At 65.7% G+C, this 15,770-nt stretch carries 17 protein-coding genes and 1 tRNA gene; 14 read left to right on the top strand and 4 right to left on the bottom strand.

From position 1 onward, the window contains the following. Nucleotides 1–4: 4 nt before the first annotated feature. The 4 genes from tatA (at nucleotide 5) to ASB57_RS23595 (ending at nucleotide 2,452) form a co-directional block, all read left to right on the top strand. Complete coding sequence (gene tatA, locus ASB57_RS23610) at nucleotides 5–241, top strand: Sec-independent protein translocase subunit TatA (RefSeq protein ID WP_057654402.1); 237 nt, start codon at nucleotides 5–7, stop codon at nucleotides 239–241. A gap of 83 nt (nucleotides 242–324) precedes the next feature. Continuing rightward, nucleotides 325–1,041: a Sec-independent protein translocase protein TatB gene (gene tatB, locus ASB57_RS31895; RefSeq protein ID WP_369822755.1), complete on the top strand. Its 717-nt coding sequence runs from the start codon at nucleotides 325–327 to the stop codon at nucleotides 1,039–1,041. A gap of 41 nt (nucleotides 1,042–1,082) precedes the next feature. Then, nucleotides 1,083–1,820 carry a twin-arginine translocase subunit TatC gene (gene tatC / locus ASB57_RS23600; protein WP_369822754.1) on the top strand — a complete coding sequence of 246 codons (738 nt, stop codon included), beginning with the start codon at nucleotides 1,083–1,085 and terminating at the stop codon, nucleotides 1,818–1,820. 176 nt (nucleotides 1,821–1,996) lie between these two features. Then, on the top strand, nucleotides 1,997–2,452 hold the full coding sequence (locus tag ASB57_RS23595) for a helix-turn-helix domain-containing protein (protein ID WP_057654399.1): 456 nt from the start codon (nucleotides 1,997–1,999) through the stop codon (nucleotides 2,450–2,452). Here the strand turns inward: ASB57_RS23595 and ASB57_RS23590 are convergent. Continuing rightward, nucleotides 2,418–3,584: a S1C family serine protease gene (locus ASB57_RS23590; protein WP_057654398.1), complete on the bottom strand. Its 1,167-nt coding sequence runs from the start codon at nucleotides 3,582–3,584 to the stop codon at nucleotides 2,418–2,420. The genes ASB57_RS23595 and ASB57_RS23590 overlap by 35 nt on opposite strands. 20 nt (nucleotides 3,585–3,604) lie before the next feature. Between ASB57_RS23590 and ASB57_RS23585 the strand changes: the two genes are divergently transcribed. After that, entirely contained in the window at nucleotides 3,605–4,381 is a 777-nt protein-coding gene (locus ASB57_RS23585; RefSeq protein ID WP_057654397.1) for a Nif3-like dinuclear metal center hexameric protein, read from the top strand. 4 nt (nucleotides 4,382–4,385) lie between these two features. Here ASB57_RS23585 and mscL read toward each other — a convergent pair whose 3' ends face one another. After that, complete coding sequence (mscL, locus tag ASB57_RS23580) at nucleotides 4,386–4,889, bottom strand: large conductance mechanosensitive channel protein MscL (protein WP_057654396.1); 504 nt, start codon at nucleotides 4,887–4,889, stop codon at nucleotides 4,386–4,388. Between the two features lie 161 nt (nucleotides 4,890–5,050). On the opposite strand from mscL, the gene petA reads away from it, so the two are divergent. From petA to ASB57_RS23545, 7 genes are all read left to right on the top strand, one after another. Beyond that, nucleotides 5,051–5,695, top strand: coding sequence for a ubiquinol-cytochrome c reductase iron-sulfur subunit (gene petA, locus ASB57_RS23575; RefSeq protein ID WP_057654395.1), 645 nt, complete (start codon nucleotides 5,051–5,053; stop codon nucleotides 5,693–5,695). Nucleotides 5,696–5,771: 76 nt separating this feature from the next. Then, nucleotides 5,772–7,160: a cytochrome bc complex cytochrome b subunit gene (locus tag ASB57_RS23570; protein ID WP_057654394.1), complete on the top strand. Its 1,389-nt coding sequence runs from the start codon at nucleotides 5,772–5,774 to the stop codon at nucleotides 7,158–7,160. Between the two features lie 21 nt (nucleotides 7,161–7,181). Next, on the top strand, nucleotides 7,182–8,036 hold the full coding sequence (locus ASB57_RS23565; RefSeq protein WP_197424807.1) for a cytochrome c1: 855 nt from the start codon (nucleotides 7,182–7,184) through the stop codon (nucleotides 8,034–8,036). A gap of 143 nt (nucleotides 8,037–8,179) precedes the next feature. Next, nucleotides 8,180–8,791, top strand: a complete 612-nt coding sequence (locus ASB57_RS23560; protein ID WP_057654393.1) for a glutathione S-transferase family protein — start codon at nucleotides 8,180–8,182, stop codon at nucleotides 8,789–8,791. An 8-nt stretch (nucleotides 8,792–8,799) separates the two neighbouring features. Continuing rightward, nucleotides 8,800–9,237 carry a ClpXP protease specificity-enhancing factor gene (locus tag ASB57_RS23555; RefSeq protein WP_057654392.1) on the top strand — a complete coding sequence of 146 codons (438 nt, stop codon included), beginning with the start codon at nucleotides 8,800–8,802 and terminating at the stop codon, nucleotides 9,235–9,237. A gap of 97 nt (nucleotides 9,238–9,334) precedes the next feature. Further along, nucleotides 9,335–9,410: transfer RNA gene (locus ASB57_RS23550), tRNA-Thr, on the top strand. Nucleotides 9,411–9,470: 60 nt separating this feature from the next. Continuing rightward, entirely contained in the window at nucleotides 9,471–10,157 is a 687-nt protein-coding gene (locus ASB57_RS23545; RefSeq protein WP_057656382.1) for an HAD family phosphatase, read from the top strand. A 55-nt stretch (nucleotides 10,158–10,212) separates the two neighbouring features. Here ASB57_RS23545 and ASB57_RS23540 read toward each other — a convergent pair whose 3' ends face one another. Further along, nucleotides 10,213–11,475: an MFS transporter gene (locus tag ASB57_RS23540; RefSeq protein ID WP_082621789.1), complete on the bottom strand. Its 1,263-nt coding sequence runs from the start codon at nucleotides 11,473–11,475 to the stop codon at nucleotides 10,213–10,215. A gap of 295 nt (nucleotides 11,476–11,770) precedes the next feature. Then, nucleotides 11,771–12,037: a hypothetical protein gene (locus tag ASB57_RS23535; RefSeq protein WP_057654391.1), complete on the bottom strand. Its 267-nt coding sequence runs from the start codon at nucleotides 12,035–12,037 to the stop codon at nucleotides 11,771–11,773. 723 nt (nucleotides 12,038–12,760) lie between these two features. Between ASB57_RS23535 and ASB57_RS23530 the strand changes: the two genes are divergently transcribed. Both ASB57_RS23530 and ASB57_RS23525 read left to right on the top strand, forming a co-directional pair. Further along, nucleotides 12,761–14,188, top strand: a complete 1,428-nt coding sequence (locus tag ASB57_RS23530) for a DUF2868 domain-containing protein (protein ID WP_057656381.1) — start codon at nucleotides 12,761–12,763, stop codon at nucleotides 14,186–14,188. Further along, entirely contained in the window at nucleotides 14,181–15,677 is a 1,497-nt protein-coding gene (locus tag ASB57_RS23525; protein ID WP_082621788.1) for a GTPase/DUF3482 domain-containing protein, read from the top strand. Before ASB57_RS23530 ends, ASB57_RS23525 begins: the two co-directional genes overlap by 8 nt. Nucleotides 15,678–15,770 lie beyond the last annotated feature (93 nt).

The following is a 15,770-nucleotide window of genomic DNA, read 5'->3' as shown; positions in this document are numbered from 1 at the left end:
CGTCATGGGCAGTCTCAGCATTTGGCATTGGTTGATCGTCCTCGTCGTCGTGGCGATGATTTTTGGCACTAAGAAGCTGCGCAACATCGGTGGCGACCTGGGTGGCGCCGTCAAGGGCTTCAAGGAAGGCATGAAGGACGCCAACGGCGACCGCGAACGTGCCGACGCCGAACCCACGGTGCAGCAACGTGTCGGTGGAGACACCATCGACGTGCAGGCCAAGGAAAAGACCCACTCCTGATCCGCAGCCCGCGCCATGCGCGGCTGGCCGCAGCGCGGCCGCCGTCGGGTGCCTAATCCCACTACGGCCGTCGTATGTTTGATATGAGTATGGGGGAGCTGGCGGTGATCGGCGTAATCGCGCTGATCGTCATCGGTCCCGAACGCTTGCCCAAGGTCGCCCGCACGGTCGGCCATCTGCTCGGCCGCGCGCAACGCTACGTCAATGACGTCAAGGGCGACATCCGCCGCGAAATCGAACTCGACGAACTGCGCAAGTTCAAGAGCGAGATGGAAGACGCCGCGACGACCGTCAAGACGTCGATAAGCGATACCACCGAATCCTTGCGTGAGCCGGCTCAGGCGCTGCGCCAGGAACTGGATGATGCCGCCAAGGCCGCCAGCGGCGCCTTGTCGCTGTCGACCCCCGTGGTGGACGAAGACGGCCAGCCGGCCCATCTGGAAACCCCGGCGGAAGCCTCTGCGGCGAGCCCTGTTGCAAGTCCGGTCGAAACCGCGGCGGCAGCCACCTCCGAACCTCTGGCAGAACCCGCCGTGGCCGGCGCCGGCGCCATCGTCGGTACCGACCCCGCGGCCGGCTCCAGGGTGGAAACGGGTGCCTTGCCCGCTACCGCCATCGCACATACAGCAGAGGCCGCGCCCGGCCTGACCATTCCGGCCGAAGTCGCGGGCAAGCCGCGCGTCGCCGCCGCGGTAGCCGCGCCGGCTGGTGCGCCTGCGACCGCAGCAGCACCCGCAACCCCCGCCAGCCCCGCCACGGCGACGGCGCCTGTTCAACCGTCCACCGGTACGCCCACGTGAGCCAGGAAGTCCCACAAGAAGAAGGACAGGAAGACAGCTTCATGTCCCACCTGATCGAGCTGCGCGCGCGCCTGATCCGCGCGGTGCTCGCGGTGCTGGCCGTTTTCGTCGTGCTGTTCCTGTATCCGGGCACCGCGAAGATCTATGACCTGCTGGCGCGGCCGATGTTGTCGTCGTTGCCGGAAGGCACGCACATGATCGCCATCGGCGTGATCACGCCTTTCATGGTGCCCCTGAAGGTGACCATGATGGCGGCCTTCGTCATCGCCCTGCCGGTGGTCCTGTGGCAGGCCTGGGCCTTCGTGGCCCCCGGCCTGTACAAGCACGAGAAACGCCTGGCGCTGCCGTTGATCATCTCGACCACGGTGCTGTTCATCGCCGGGATGGCGTTCTGCTATTTCGTGGTGTTCCACACCATCTTCCACTTCATCGCCAATATCGCGCCCACCTCGATCACGACGGCGCCCGATATCGAGGCCTACCTCGGCTTCGTGATGACCATGTTCCTGGCCTTCGGCATCACTTTCGAAGTACCTGTGGTGGTGGTGCTGCTGGTGCGCTTCGGCGTCGTCGAAGTCAAGAAGCTGGCCGCCGCGCGCGGCTATGTGGTGGTCGGCGCCTTCGTCATCGCCGCCGTGGTGACGCCACCGGACGTGGTCAGCCAATTCCTGCTGGCGGTGCCGCTGTGCCTGCTGTTCGAGCTGGGCCTGATCTGCGCCCGCATGGTCACGCCGAAAAAAGCAGGCGACACCGAAAACGCCTTGGTGGAAAAGGAATAGCAGCGTCCAGCTGCCACGGATCGGCGCCATGGCGTTGGTCCGCGCGCCGCTTGATCGCGCAGGCCACGCCCGCGCGGAATCAATCGGATTATTCCTACTCTTAGGTCCGAATGCGGATGCAAAAACAGGACTGATTCACCGTTGTCGGCTGCTGTACGGGTCCGTACAGTAGCTGCATGACCATCACTGACCGCCTTTCCTCGTTGATGCGCTGGCGCGGCATACGCAGCCAACGTCACCTGGCCCGCCTGTCCGGCGTGCCGCAAACCTCCATCCACCGCATCCTGGCCGACCGGCCGGGCTACGTGCCGTCCACGCTCACGGTCGGCAAACTGGCTTATGCGTTGTCCGTCAGCCCCGACTGGCTGCGCGGCGATGAATCGGCGGCGCGGGTGCGCGCGCCCGCCATTCCGCAGGTGCGCCCGCCCCGTTCCGGACGGCGCGGGGAATACGACGAGGCAGAAATGAAACGGCTCATGGCCACGCTGACCGCGGCCGAACGGCGCAAGATCGTCGCCGTGGTGCGCCTGGTTGCCCAGGGGCGGTTGCCGGCGGGCGTACAGGCGGAACCAGCGGGACCACCACAGGGCGGGGCGCCTACTTCGGCCGTTGAGGCCGCACGCCAATCTTGACCTTCAGGTTCATCAGGCGGCCATTGCGCAACACGGTCACCGTCACTTCCTGACCCGGCGGCAGCAGGGCGACCATGGCCAGCATGGAAGCCGTGTTCTGCACGTCGTTGCCGTCCAGGCTGCGCACGATGTCGCCCACCTTCAGGCCGCCCCGTCCGGCCGGTCCGTCACGCATGACGCCGGCGATGATGACGCCGCTGTTGCTGGCCAGGCGGAAGGCCTTCGCCAGATCCGGTGTCAGGTCCTGCGGTTCCACCCCCAGCCAGCCGCGCTTGACCTGGCCGGTGCGGATGATCTCGTCCATGACCGCGCGCGCCATTTCGATGGGCACGGCGAAACCGATGCCCAGCGATCCGCCCGACTGCGAGTAGATGGCGGTATTGATGCCGACCACATTGCCCGCCGCGTCGATCAGCGCGCCGCCCGAATTGCCCGGATTGATGGCGGCATCCGTCTGGATGAAATTCTCATACGAGTTCAGGCCCAGGCGATTGCGCCCCAGGGCCGAAATGATCCCTTGCGTGGTGGTCTGCCCCACGCCGAAGGGGTTGCCGATGGCCAGCACCACGTCGCCCACCTTCAGCCCGATATCCGTGCCCAGGGTGGCCACGGGGGTCTCGCCGAATTGGGCGGGCAGCTTGAGCACGGCCAGATCGGTGTCGGGGTCCGCCCCGACCACCTGCGCGGCGGTTTCGCGGCCGTCGGCCAGGGCCACCTCGATGGCGTCGGCGGCCTCCACCACGTGATAGTTGGTCAGCACATAGCCGGCGCGCACGATGACGCCAGACCCCAGGCTGGTCGACTCATGGCGTCGCGCCGACCCGGGTAGTTGGCCCAGCAAGTCGCGCAGGATGGGATCGTTGGGCTGGGGGATCAGCGGCACATCGACGTGTTTTGCCGTGTACACGTTCACCACGGCCGGCGCCGCCCGCGCCACGGCGCTGGAGAAGGACAGCAGCGGCGCGGCCCGCACCGGTTCCGGCGCCGTCGAGGTCTCCGGCGCCTGGGCCGGCTGCGTGGACGCGCCGCGGCCGCCCAGGCTCACCCAATCGGGGCGCAGGGCGGACACCACGAATAGAATGGCAAGACTGACCGTGACGGCCTGGGCGAATATCAGCCAAAGTCGGCGCATGTTTCTAGGAAGGCAAGGCAATGAATAGAATCGACACCCACGAACTGGCCGCTTGGCTGGACCAGACGTTGCAACCGGCGCGCTTCAAGGATTACGCCCCCAACGGGTTGCAAGTGGAAGGCAAGGCATCGGTGGGCCATATTATCGCGGGAGTCACCGCCACCGAGGCCTTGCTGCGCGTTGCCATCGAACGCGGCGCCGATGCGTTGCTGGTGCACCACGGCTGGTTCTGGCGCAACGAGGACGCGCGCGTGCGCGGCCCGCGCCGCACGCGGCTGGCGCTGACCCTGGCGCACGACCTCAACGTGTTTGCCTACCACCTGCCGCTGGACGCGCACCCGCAACTGGGCAACAACGCGCAGCTGGCCCGCGTGCTGGGCCTGGAGCCGGATGCCGACGCCAATGGCGTGCCGCGCACCTGTGGCCGCGACAACCTGATCTGGCTGGGCAGCGCGCCCGGCATCGCCACGGTGGGTGAACTGTCGACGCGGATCGCGCAGCGTCTGCAACGCCAACCCACGGTGATCGGCGACCCGGATCAAGCGGTCGGCCGTGTTGCCTGGTGCACCGGCGGCGCCCAGGGCATGTACACGGAAGCCCTGGATGCCGGCGCGACGGTCTACATCACGGGCGAGATCTCCGAGCCCAGCACGCACACCGCGCGCGAGACGGGCACCACCTTCATCAGTGCCGGCCACCACGCCACCGAGCGCTACGGCGTGCAAGCGCTGGGCGAAGCCGTCGCGCGCCAGTTCGGCATCCGCGTCGACTTCGTCGATATCGACAACCCGGTCTGAGCGATCACACGCCCGGCGTGCGCGGCGGCTGCTGCAGCGGCGCGGCCGGCGATTGCAGCCCTTGTGCTTGCTGGGCCTTGAGCAGGTCGCGGATTTCCGTCAGCAGCTTCTGGTCGGCGGTGGGGCCGCCAGGCGCGGCATCCAGCTTGGAACGCGCACCGGCAATCGCCTTGACCATCAGGAAGATGATGAACGCGAGCAGGATGAAGTTGATCAGGATGGTGACGAAGTTACCCCAGGCGAAGACGTTGCCGCCGGCCTTGAGGATTTCCGCGTAGGTCATCGGACCCGTATAGCCTTCCGGCATGTGCAGGACGATGAATTTGTTGGAAAAATCGACCGAGCCGCCCAGAATGAAATTGATCAGGGGCATCACGATGTCTTTCACAAGGGAGTCGACGATCCTGCCAAAAGCCGCACCGATGATGACACCAACGGCGAGGTCAACGGCATTGCCCTTGACGGCGAAGTTGCGGAAGTCCTTCAGAAATCCGGTCGCTTTGCTCATATCTACTCCTGTCTGTGATACGCCCTTGATTGGGCTAAGGCTATAATACGCGGTTGCTACATTGTTACAAAAATGGCCAGCCACATATCCACACCCCTTTTAAGGGGGAATGCTACACACCGTTGTCCCGACGGGCAGCGGTCGCATAACAAGGATGGAAGATGAGTCAGAACACGATGGTGCATGGAGACGAAGAAGGCGCAGTACCCACCAATCTGCCGCCGGACCCGTCAAGACGTTTTTGGGTAACAACCGCCTGTGCTCTGGGAGGCGTTGCTGGGGTAGCAACCGCCGTGCCCTTTGTCAGTACCTTTGCCCCCTCCGCCAAGGCCCGTGCGGCCGGCGCGCCCGTCGAAGTCGACGTGTCGAATATTCCCGTCGGCCAAATGATAACGGTCGAGTGGCGTGGCAAACCGGTCTGGATCATTCATCGTTCGAAAGAACAGCTTGCCGGCCTCAAGGTCAACGATCCGCTCGTTGCCGATCCCGAATCCAAGCGGCCGGGCTACACGCCCAAGTACGCCGAAAACGAATTCCGCTCACGCAAGGCCGAGCTGTTCGTCTGCGTCGGCATCTGCACGCACCTGGGCTGTTCGCCAACCGCGCACTTCGAGACCGGCGGCGCGGGCGGCCTGCCTTCCAACTGGGAGGGCGGTTTTCTCTGCCCCTGCCACGGCTCCACCTTCGACCTCGCTGGCCGCGTGTTCAAGAACAAGCCCGCGCCGGACAACCTCGAAGTTCCTCCGTATCAGTATTTGAGCGACGCCCGCATCGTCATTGGCGTCGACGAAGACAACAAGGCGTAAAACCCGTGCCCTCCGTAGCGGAGGCGGGTTCATGCGCACAAGATTGATACGCCACGTATAGCAAAGGAGCTGCTTCATGGCTGGCGAGAAACAGGTCGAGACTACAGGTTTGCTGGGTTGGGTGGACAGGCGCTTTCCTGCCACCGCAACCTGGAAGGCACATCTTTCCGAGTACTACGCCCCGAAGAATTTCAACTTCTGGTACTTCTTCGGTTCGCTCGCGTTGCTGGTGCTGGTGATCCAGATCACCACCGGCATCTTCCTGGTGATGCACTACAAGCCCGATGCGGAACGCGCGTTCCAGTCCGTCGAGTACATCATGCGGGAAGTGCCGGGCGGCTGGCTGATCCGCTACATGCACTCGACCGGCGCGTCGATGTTCTTCGTGGTGGTCTACCTGCACATGCTGCGCGGGCTGTTCTACGGCTCGTACCGCAAGCCGCGCGAACTGGTCTGGATCTTCGGCGTGGCGATCTTCCTCTGTCTGATGGGCGAGGCCTTCTTCGGCTATCTGCTGCCCTGGGGCCAGATGTCGTACTGGGGCGCGCAGGTGATCGTGAACCTGTTCTCCGCCATCCCCTTCATCGGACCGGACCTGGCCATCTTCATCCGCGGCGACTACGTCGTGTCGGATGCCACCCTGAACCGCTTCTTCGCCTTCCACGTCATCGCCATCCCGCTGGTGCTGGTGGGCCTGGTGGCGGCGCATCTGGTGGCCTTGCACGAAGTGGGGTCGAACAACCCGGACGGCGTGGAGATCAAGCAGGGCCCGAAGGACCGCTACGGGCGGCCCCTGGACGGCGTGCCTTTCCATCCCTACTACACGGTGCATGACATCGTCGGCGTGGCGGGCTTCCTCATCGTCTTCGCGGCCATCGTGTTCTTCGGTCCGGAGATGGGCGGCTACTTCCTCGAATACAACAACTTCATTCCCGCCGACTCGCTGAAGACGCCGCCGCACATCGCGCCGGTGTGGTACTTCACGCCCTTCTATTCCATGCTGCGCGCCACTACCGACGACTTCACCTGGGTGCTGGCGGGGGCGGCGGTGCTGGGCGCCATCGTCCTGTTCCTCAAGGGCAATTTCAAGGGTATCTGGCGTCTGGTGGTGCCGGCCATCCTGGTGGTCGTGGCGGTGCTGCTGCGTGCCCTCGACGCCAAGTTCTGGGGCGTGGTGGCCATGGGCGGTACCGTGGTGATCCTGTTCTTCCTGCCCTGGCTGGACCGTTCCCCGGTCAAGTCGATCCGTTACCGTCCAAGCTGGCACAAGGTGCTTTACGGCATTTTCATGGTCAATTTCGTGGTCCTCGGCTATGTCGGCACGCAGCCGCCGTCGCCAGCGCTGAACCTGACATCGCAAATCGGCACGCTCTACTACCTGGCATTCTTCCTGTTGATGCCGGTCTGGAGCCGTCTGGGCACGTTCAAGCCTGTGCCTGACCGCGTCGTCTTTCACGCCCACTAAGCCCCAGGACCTGGAAACGGAATGATCATGATCAAGAAGCTGATCGGTGCCGCGGCGTTGATGCTCGCGTGTACGGCCGCGCTGGCGGCGGAAGGTGGATATCCCCTGGATCGGGCGCCGGACCGTTCCAATGACATGGCCGCCCTGCAGAATGGGGCGAAACTCTTCGTCAACTACTGCCTGAACTGCCATGCGGCAGGTTCGATGCGCTATAACAAGCTGCGCGACATCGGCCTGACTGATGAGCAGATCACCAAGAACCTGATGTTCACGGGCGAGAAGGTGGGCGACCTGATGACGGTCGCCATGCCGCCCAAGGACGCCAAAAAGTGGTTCGGCACCATCCCGCCGGACCTGTCGGTGATCGCCCGGGCCAAGTCCCAGACTGCAGGCGCGCCCGGAACCGATTATATTTACACCTATCTGCGTTCCTTCTACCGCGATACCAGCCGGCCGACCGGTTGGAACAACCTGGTGTACCCTAATGTAAGCATGCCGCACGTGCTCTGGGAACGCCAGGGTCCGCGCGAGTTGACAACGGTGGCCATGCACGAAGTCGAAGGCAAGGGGGGCGAACCCGGCTGGGAGCGCGCAACCACCGTTTATGATGCGCAGGGTTATGCCACCGTCAAGAAAGAGGCGGTTGAGCGTTTCCATGGCAGTGAAAGCGTCACCGCGACATTCAAAGCCCTGAACCCGGCGTCTACCGCCCAGTTCGACAATGATGTCGCCGACCTCAGTGCATTCCTGACCTGGATGGCCGAGCCTGTCGCTCAGTTCCGCAAGGAATTGGGCGTCTGGGTATTGCTCTTCCTGGGTCTTTTCCTGGTCGTGGCCATGCGCCTTAATGCTTCCTACTGGAAGCACGTCCGGTAAACCAGCTTGCCCCGCCGGGGGCTGGCGGGGCTCCTGGAGCCTCCGTGGGCAGCATCGCCCTTGCTGCCCCCCTGGCAATTGGGGCCAGCGCCTGCTAGATTGGCGGCGCTGGCCTTTCGCTTTTCATACAAGGACTTATCGCCATGATGGTGCTTTATTCCGGAACCACGTGTCCGTTTTCGCAACGCTGCCGTTTTGTGCTGTTCGAAAAAGGCATGGATTTTGAAATCCGGGACATCGATCTGTACAACAAGCCCGAAGATATCTCGGTCATGAATCCCTATGGCCAGGTACCCATCCTGGTCGAACGCGACCTGGTGCTGTACGAATCGAACATCATCAACGAGTACATCGACGAGCGCTTCCCGCACCCGCAATTGATGCCGGCTGATCCGGTCATGCGCGCGCGCACCCGCCTGTTCCTGTTCAACTTCGAAAAGGAACTGTTCGTGCACGTGTCGGAACTCGAAGACCGCACCAGCAAGCCGGACGAAAAGCGTCTGGAGCGCGCGCGCCAGAACATTCGCGACCGCCTGGCCCAACTGGCGCCGATGCTGTTGAAGAACAAGTACATGCTGGGTGACGAGTTCTCCATGCTGGACGTGGCCGTCGCCCCCTTGCTGTGGCGCCTGGATCACTACGGCATCGAACTGCCCAAGAACGCGGCGCCGCTGCAGAAGTACGCCGAGCGCATCTTCTCGCGTCCGGCCTACATCGAAGCGCTGACCCCGTCTGAAAAAGTGATGCGGCGCTAAGGACCGGCATGGGTGAATCGTCGACCAAACCGTATCTGATCCGTGCCCTCCACGAGTGGTGCACGGATAACGGCTACACCCCGTACATCGTGGTGCAGGTGAATGCCCGCACCATGGTGCCGCCGGCGCATGTCCGCGATGGCCAGATCACGCTGAATATCGGCAACCTGGCCACCAATCAGCTGCGGCTGGGCAACGATCTCATCGAGTTCCAGGCCCGCTTCAGCGGCATCGTGGAAGACGTATCGGTCCCCATCGGGGCCGTCAGCGCCATCTATGCGCGCGAGACGGGCGCCGGCATGGGCTTCGAAGTCCAGACCGACGAACCGGCCACGGAAGGTGAAGACGCCGCGCCGGACGCGCCTGCCGGCCAGTCCGACTCGCGCGACGACGGACCGCCCAGCGACGATCCGCCGCCACGGCCGCGCCTGACCATCGTCAAGTAGGCACGATGGCCTTGGCGGCCCGATCCGGGCCGCAAGCGTCCAGAGACGTTTACAATACGCGTCCCATGCGGTCCGCCCCAGCGGCGGACCGCCCAAGGCCGGCTTAGCTCAGTTGGTAGAGCAGCGCACTTGTAATGCGAAGGTCGGGGGTTCGATTCCTCTAGCCGGCACCAATCATTTCGGGCATCAAGGCCAGCCACCACCGGCCCGCCCTGACGCCTCGCAGATATCCCATGTCCCACTTCCCCTTCGATGCCGTCCTGTTCGATTGCGACGGCGTGCTGGTCGATTCCGAACTGATCACCAACCGCACCCTTGCCACCATGCTCGGTGAGATGGGCTGGCGGCTCAGCCTGGAAGAGACCCTGGACATATTCGTCGGCAAGACGGTGATGGACGAGGCGCCGCGCATCAAGGCCGAAACCGGCCATCTGATCGACGACGCCTGGATAGAACGTTTCCGCGCGCGCCGCAATGCGGCGCTGGAAACGGAGATGCTGCCGATCCCCGGCGCGATCGAAGCGGTCAACGCGGTGCATGCCGCCGTCAATGGCCGCATCGCGGTCGCATCCGGCGCGGACAGCAACAAGCTGCGCCTGATGCTGACCAAGGTCGGCCTGGACATTCCGTTCGGCGACCGGGTCGTCAGCGGACAGGAACAACCCCGCAACAAGCCCTGGCCGGATGTCTATCTGGCTGCCGCGCGCGTCCTGGACGTGGATCCGGCGCGCTGTGCCGTGGTGGAAGACTCCGTCACGGGCGCCCGCGCCGGCGTGGCCGCGGGCGCCACCGTGTTCGGCTACAGCCCTGGCGGCCCGGCCCATAGCGATGCGCAGGACCTGCTCGACGTGGGCGTGGCCCATGTGCTGCGCGACATGCGCGAATTGCCGGCCGTGCTGGCGGCCTGGCAGCGCAAATAATCAGCGATTCGCAACGCTGGCCGCCTGCGACGCGGGTCTGCCGCGACGCAGGTGATCAGCCTCCCGCCGCGGCGCAGGCCTCTTCGTTGCACGCAAGCGCAGCGGCCGCGTCCTGATGTGCTGTCGACCGCGCCATCTGTGCCGCCTGAGCCATCTGTGCCGCCTGAGCCGATACCGCGCGACGCGTCGCGCGCATCAACCACAACGCCACTGCAAGGCTCAACACCAGCACCGCCGTCGCCGCCCAACCCAGCGCACCCAGGCCATACGTGTTGATGACACGGCCGCCCAGGGCGGCGCCCACGCCGATGCCGATATTGGCACCGGAAATGTTCAGGGATGCCGCGAACGCCGCCGCATGCGGCGCGGCCTTCATCACGCGCGCGTGGCACACGATGAACAGGGCCGACTGCGCGATACCCCATAAGGCCAGGGCGACCGCCAACCACACTGGCGTGTGGATCACGGGCACGATGACCAGCAGGCCCACCGCCATGATGACGCTGAAGAGCGCCGTGGCGCCGATGGGATTGCGATCGACCATGCGCCCGCCCAGCGTATTGCCGATCAGGCCGACGGCGCCGAAGGCCATCATGGACCAGCCCACCACCTGTCCGTTGAAACCGGCCAGGCGCTCCAGCATGTCGGCCAGATAGGTGTAGGCGGTGAACATGCCGGTGAAGACCAGCAGGGACAGCACGACGTGACCAACCAGCAGGGGATCGCGCAAGCTGCGCAGCTGCGTGGCCAGCGAGCCGGCGTGCGCGCTGCCCGGCACCACAGGCATGAAGCGCTGCAGCAGGCCGGCCTTGGCGAAGGCCAGCACGGCGAGGACGCCAAAGGCCGCGCGCCAGCCGAATGCATCCGCGATCAGCACACCGATGGGTATCCCCAGGACGGTCGCCACCACGATGCCGAACGCCACCAGCGATACCGCGCGGCCCGCCTTGGCCGGCCCCACCAGGCTGATGGCGGTGTCGCTGGACAAGGACCAGAACACCGGCAAGGCCAGGGCCGGCACGAAGCGCGCCACGGCCATCACGTAGATATTCGGCGCCCACGCGGCCACCACGTTCGCCACGCCGAACAGGGCCAGGGCCCCCACGAACACGCGTTTGCGCGGCAACGCCGCCATCAGCGCGGTGGAAAACGGACCCGTCGCGGCGACAGTGAAGGCGAACAACGTCACCAGCAAGCCTGCCTGGGCGACTTCGATACCGAGGTCGCGGGCGAGGGCGGGCAGCAGGCCGATGATGACGAACTCGGTGGTGAGCACCGTGAAGCCGGCGGCGGATAGAAGCAGGATGGGCAACAGCATGGGCAATGCACGCGAGCCGAGGCAGGCGTGCCTATCGATTCTTGAGGTGGAAGGGAAAACAGGGCGGGAGAATCCCGCCAGACATGCCGCGCATCGCGCAGTGCAATCGCGGCTGGCGCTATGTCAGCGATGACAGCGCCAGTGTTGAAAGCTTAAGGGAAACGCGGAGGGGGAAAAAGCAGCGGCGCTCGGAAACTTTAGTCACGCAGCGCCGACAATACGGACAAACAACGGGGACGAACACAGGGACCGACAAAACCCGACAGCGGCGACCGGCAATGGTTGCCGGCCGCGCTCAACCGCGGATCGATTCGATGCGGTGAACGTGCTCATGACGAAAGCGGAAACGCTGCTTGCGCACGCGGCCGTTTTCCGCCACGCACGGCACCAGGTCCGTGGTGTAGGTCGTGGCGCCGTTGAACGGCGTGTTGTAGATCACGCGAGCGGTGATGCCGGGGCCGTCTTCCGGTTGCAGATGAACGATGTCGCCCACATGGATGGGGGTGTCGTCCAGCACGTGCGTGGCACGGCGGGTCAGGCGGGGTTGAATCGAATTGTTCATTGTTGGGTACTCCAATCTATCTATGTGTTGTTATGGCCCGCATTCGGCGGGCATTTTGCGGTTCGCCGGGTAAGGCTGACCGTTGCGAATCCGCGTTTCGTTCGCCACTCGTGCCAGACTCGTGTCATGGCTTGGTTGCGGCGAATGCCATATGTTGTCCCAGTTCCGTGACGGGAACATTGCTGCGGATGGCCTAAAGACCTCGCCCGTAAGGATGAGGGATCATTGCAGGGTAAAAACAATGCAAAGGGACACAAACGCAACAAGAGCCAACATCGGCGGGGTTTTGGACTGACGGAATGATTCCGGAAAGGCCAAGCCGATGACCGGCGGTCGCTAAGCGTACCGAGGGCATGATTTCGTAGGACGACAACAGGGGCGATTGCTTGGCGCTTGAGGGGTTGCGCTAGCGGACGTCTTCGCGGCGTCTTGTAACAGCGATGTCGGCGCTGGCGGATTTCCGTGTTTTCTTATTGAGGACGGGAAATCACCATGCCAGCTGCCGGCTGGATGCCAGCTCGCTGCGGCGTTCATACACGACGAACTAGGCAATACTACGATATCTTCGATCAACTGTCAACAATATTCGCCATTCCCCCTCCTTTTTACGCTCAGGAAGGTTACGCCCCTGGGCGAACGGCGCCGCGACCGACGCTAGAATGCCCCATTGCGCGCTTTGTCCCCTTGCGTTTGTGGAGCATCTTGAACACGAAGACGACATCCCTGCCTACCCCGGCCGCCGGGGAGCTGGACGCCCTGTGGCTGGCGGAAACGCTGCGCCTGCGTGAAGAGCACTGGGGCCCGCTGGACGACGTCCAGGCCGTGCGCCAGGCGCGCCTGGCGCCCGTGCCCCTGGAACAACGCATCCTGTTGCGGGCCGAGCTGCTGGGACGGCAGACCGGACTGGACACGAGCCTGAGCGCCTGGCGCCGCGCCGCGACCATCGGCGTCGTGGTGCTGCTGGGCCTGGGCCTGCTGGCCGGCATCGGCGCCGCCATGGGGGCCCTGGGCGACGGCAGCCGCGCGGTCAACGTATTGCACGCGGTCGGCGCCCTGCTGGGCCTGCACGCGCTGACGTTTCTATTCTGGTTGTGCGCCAGCGCCGTGGCGCCGCGCGGCGCGGCCCAGGGCCTGGCGCGGCTTTGGCTGTGGGCCAGCCGCCGCCTGGCCCGCGGCCCGGACGCGGGGCTCGCCGCACAGGCCTTGCTTGGCCTGCTGGCACGCGCGGGCGGCCTGCGGTGGTTGTTCGGCGCGGTCAGCCATCTGGTCTGGCTGCTGGCGTTGACCACCGCCCTGGCCACCTTGCTGCTGGTGCTGTCCACCGCCAGCTATCGCTTCATCTGGGCCACCACCTTGCTGGACCCGCAAACCTTCGTGCACCTGACGGACGTGCTGGGCTGGCTGCCGGCACACCTGGGTTTCAGTGTGCCGGACGCCGCCTTGGTGGCCGCCAGCGACGGCACGCGTGACCTGCCCGCGGTGGCCCAGGCGCAATGGTCGATGTGGCTGATCGGCGCGCTGGTGACCTACGGCATCCTGCCGCGCCTGCTCGCCTTCCTGCTCAGCGCCGTCATGCTGCGGCGGACCCTGGCCGGCTTGCGACTGGACCCGGATCTGCCAGGTTATGCCGGTCTGGCAGCGCGCCTGGCGCCGCCCGCCGACACGCTGGACGACGATGCGCCCGCGCTGGCCCAGCAAGGGCCGCGCATCGGCCATGCGAACGCCGCCGCCGTGGGCGTGGCGCCCACCCTGGTCGGGCTGGAACTGCCGCCGGATCTGCCCTGGCCGCCCGTTCCGTTGCCGCCGGCGCTGGCCGACGGCGGCAATCTGGACACGCGCGACCAGCGGCGGCGCTTGCTGGATACGCTGGCGGCCAGACCCGCGCCGCGCCTGCTGATCGTGTGCGATACCCGCCAGACGCCGGATCGCGGCGCCCTGGCCTTGATCACGGAACTGTCCGCGCTGGCGCAAGAGACCCGCTTCTGGCTGTTGGGCAATGGCGGGCCGTCCGCGGCGTTCGACGCGTCCGAAGCGGCGCCGACGCGTCTCGAAGCCTGGCGCGATCAGCTGCGCGCGGCGGGCGTGGCGGATGAAGAGGTGATGCGCGCCGCGGAACCGGCGCTGCGCTGGCTGGAGGCAGACCATGACTGATACGTCCGACGAGCGTCCGCGCGGTGCCCTGCACGACGGTCCGCTTCCCCGTCCCCTGCATATAGCGCTGGTCGGCCACACCAACACGGGCAAGACGTCGCTGCTTCGCACCCTGACCCGCGACGCCGGCTTCGGCGACGTGGCCGATGCGCCCGGCACGACGCGCCGCGTGCAGGGGGCCCAACTGCGCTTGGATGGCCGCCCGGTGCTGGCGTGGTACGACACGCCGGGCATGGAAGACAGCGTCGCCTTGCTGGATTATGTCGAGCGCCTGGCGGGCACGGAGCGGCTGGACGGTCCCGCCCGCATCCGCCGCTTCCTGGATGCGCCGGAAGCACAGGGCCGCTTCGAGCAGGAAGCGCGCGTGCTGACCAAGATGCTGGACTGCGATGCCGCGCTCTACGTCATCGACGCACGCGACCCCGTGTTGGCCAAGCATCAGGACGAACTGGCCTTGCTTGCCGCTTGCGGCAAACCCCTGTTGCCCGTGCTGAACTTCGTGCGCGCGCCCGCGCATCGGACGCAGCAATGGCGCGAGTCCATGGCCAGGCTGGGGCTGCACGCCCTGGTCGAATTCGACACGGTGGCGCCGCCGCTGGACGGCGAGCGACAACTCTATGGCCGCCTGGCCATGCTGCTGGACGCCCACGCGGCCACTTTGCAGGCCCTCGCCGATCACCTGATGCAGCAGCGCCAGGAACGACGGGTGGCCGCCGGGCGCCTGGCCGCCGGCATGCTGTTGGACATCGCGGCCCTGCGCCTGAGCAGCGCGGCCGACGACGACGCCTTGCGCGCCGCGGGCCAGGACCTGCAAGCGCGCGCGCGGCAACGCGAACAGGCTTGCATCGACGCACTGCTGGCCCTCTACAACTTTCGCAACGAAGATTACGCCGCTGAACCGCTGCCGCTGGCGGGCGCGCGTTGGGACATGGATCTATTCCATCCCCAGGCGTTGAAGGACGCCGGCATCAGCCTGGGCGTGGGCGTGGCGGCAGGCGCCATGGCCGGCGCGGCGGTCGATGTGATGCTGGCCGGCGTCAGTCTTGGCACGGCGGCACTGATCGGCGCGGCCGGCGGCGGCCTGTGGCAAAGCGTGGAGCGCTACGGGCAACGCGTACTCGGCAAGCTGCGCGGTTACCGCGAACTGAGCGTGGACGACGCCGTGCTGCGCCTGCTGGGCCTGCGCGCCAGCCAGTTGATCGAAGCGCTGGACCGGCGCGGCCATGCCGCGCGCGATCCCCTGCGCCTGGCCGGGGGCGCCGCGGAAGCCGATCCGCGCAGCGCGGGCGACGACATGCCGGACACCGTTCAAGCGCGCGCTGACACGGGTGACCGGGCCTGGCGCAAGGGCGCGTTGCCGGCCGAACTCAAGGAAGCGCGCAGTCGCCCGGAGTGGTCGGCCTTGAACGGCAAGCACGAGGACAGCCCACGCCGCGCCGCCGCGGTGCGCAGCCTGGGCGCGCGCGTCGCCGGCACCGCCGCGGCCTGAATCGCCATCGGCAAAAGCAAAGGCCGGGATCGCTCCCGGCCTTTGCTTTTCAGAACTGGCCGCGGCGTACCCGGCCGCGGCTCGTCAGACCCT

This window comes from Bordetella sp. N, from assembly GCF_001433395.1.
GTDB lineage: Bacteria > Pseudomonadota > Gammaproteobacteria > Burkholderiales > Burkholderiaceae_B > Bordetella_C.
Note: the sequence above shows the minus strand (reverse complement) of the source record. Positions and strands in the feature narration are given on the sequence as shown.

Bases quoted from the DNA above. Each gene is read 5' to 3' on its own strand.
- ASB57_RS23570 (WP_057654394.1), top strand. From the start codon at position 5,772: ATGGCTGGCGAGAAACAGGTCGAGACTACAGGTTTGCTGGGTTGGGTG.
- ASB57_RS23545 (WP_057656382.1), top strand. From the start codon at position 9,471: ATGTCCCACTTCCCCTTCGATGCCGTCCTGTTCGATTGCGACGGCGTG.
- ASB57_RS23555 (WP_057654392.1), top strand. From the start codon at position 8,800: ATGGGTGAATCGTCGACCAAACCGTATCTGATCCGTGCCCTCCACGAG.
- tatB (WP_369822755.1), top strand. From the start codon at position 325: ATGAGTATGGGGGAGCTGGCGGTGATCGGCGTAATCGCGCTGATCGTC.
- ASB57_RS23560 (WP_057654393.1), top strand. From the start codon at position 8,180: ATGATGGTGCTTTATTCCGGAACCACGTGTCCGTTTTCGCAACGCTGC.
- ASB57_RS23525 (WP_082621788.1), top strand. From the start codon at position 14,181: ATGACTGATACGTCCGACGAGCGTCCGCGCGGTGCCCTGCACGACGGT.
- mscL (WP_057654396.1), bottom strand. From the start codon at position 4,889: ATGAGCAAAGCGACCGGATTTCTGAAGGACTTCCGCAACTTCGCCGTC.
- ASB57_RS23535 (WP_057654391.1), bottom strand. From the start codon at position 12,037: ATGAACAATTCGATTCAACCCCGCCTGACCCGCCGTGCCACGCACGTG.
- ASB57_RS23540 (WP_082621789.1), bottom strand. From the start codon at position 11,475: ATGCTGTTGCCCATCCTGCTTCTATCCGCCGCCGGCTTCACGGTGCTC.
- ASB57_RS23565 (WP_197424807.1), top strand. From the start codon at position 7,182: ATGATCATGATCAAGAAGCTGATCGGTGCCGCGGCGTTGATGCTCGCG.
- tatA (WP_057654402.1), top strand. From the start codon at position 5: ATGGGCAGTCTCAGCATTTGGCATTGGTTGATCGTCCTCGTCGTCGTG.
- ASB57_RS23590 (WP_057654398.1), bottom strand. From the start codon at position 3,584: ATGCGCCGACTTTGGCTGATATTCGCCCAGGCCGTCACGGTCAGTCTT.
- tatC (WP_369822754.1), top strand. From the start codon at position 1,083: ATGTCCCACCTGATCGAGCTGCGCGCGCGCCTGATCCGCGCGGTGCTC.
- ASB57_RS23595 (WP_057654399.1), top strand. From the start codon at position 1,997: ATGACCATCACTGACCGCCTTTCCTCGTTGATGCGCTGGCGCGGCATA.
- petA (WP_057654395.1), top strand. From the start codon at position 5,051: ATGAGTCAGAACACGATGGTGCATGGAGACGAAGAAGGCGCAGTACCC.
- ASB57_RS23585 (WP_057654397.1), top strand. From the start codon at position 3,605: ATGAATAGAATCGACACCCACGAACTGGCCGCTTGGCTGGACCAGACG.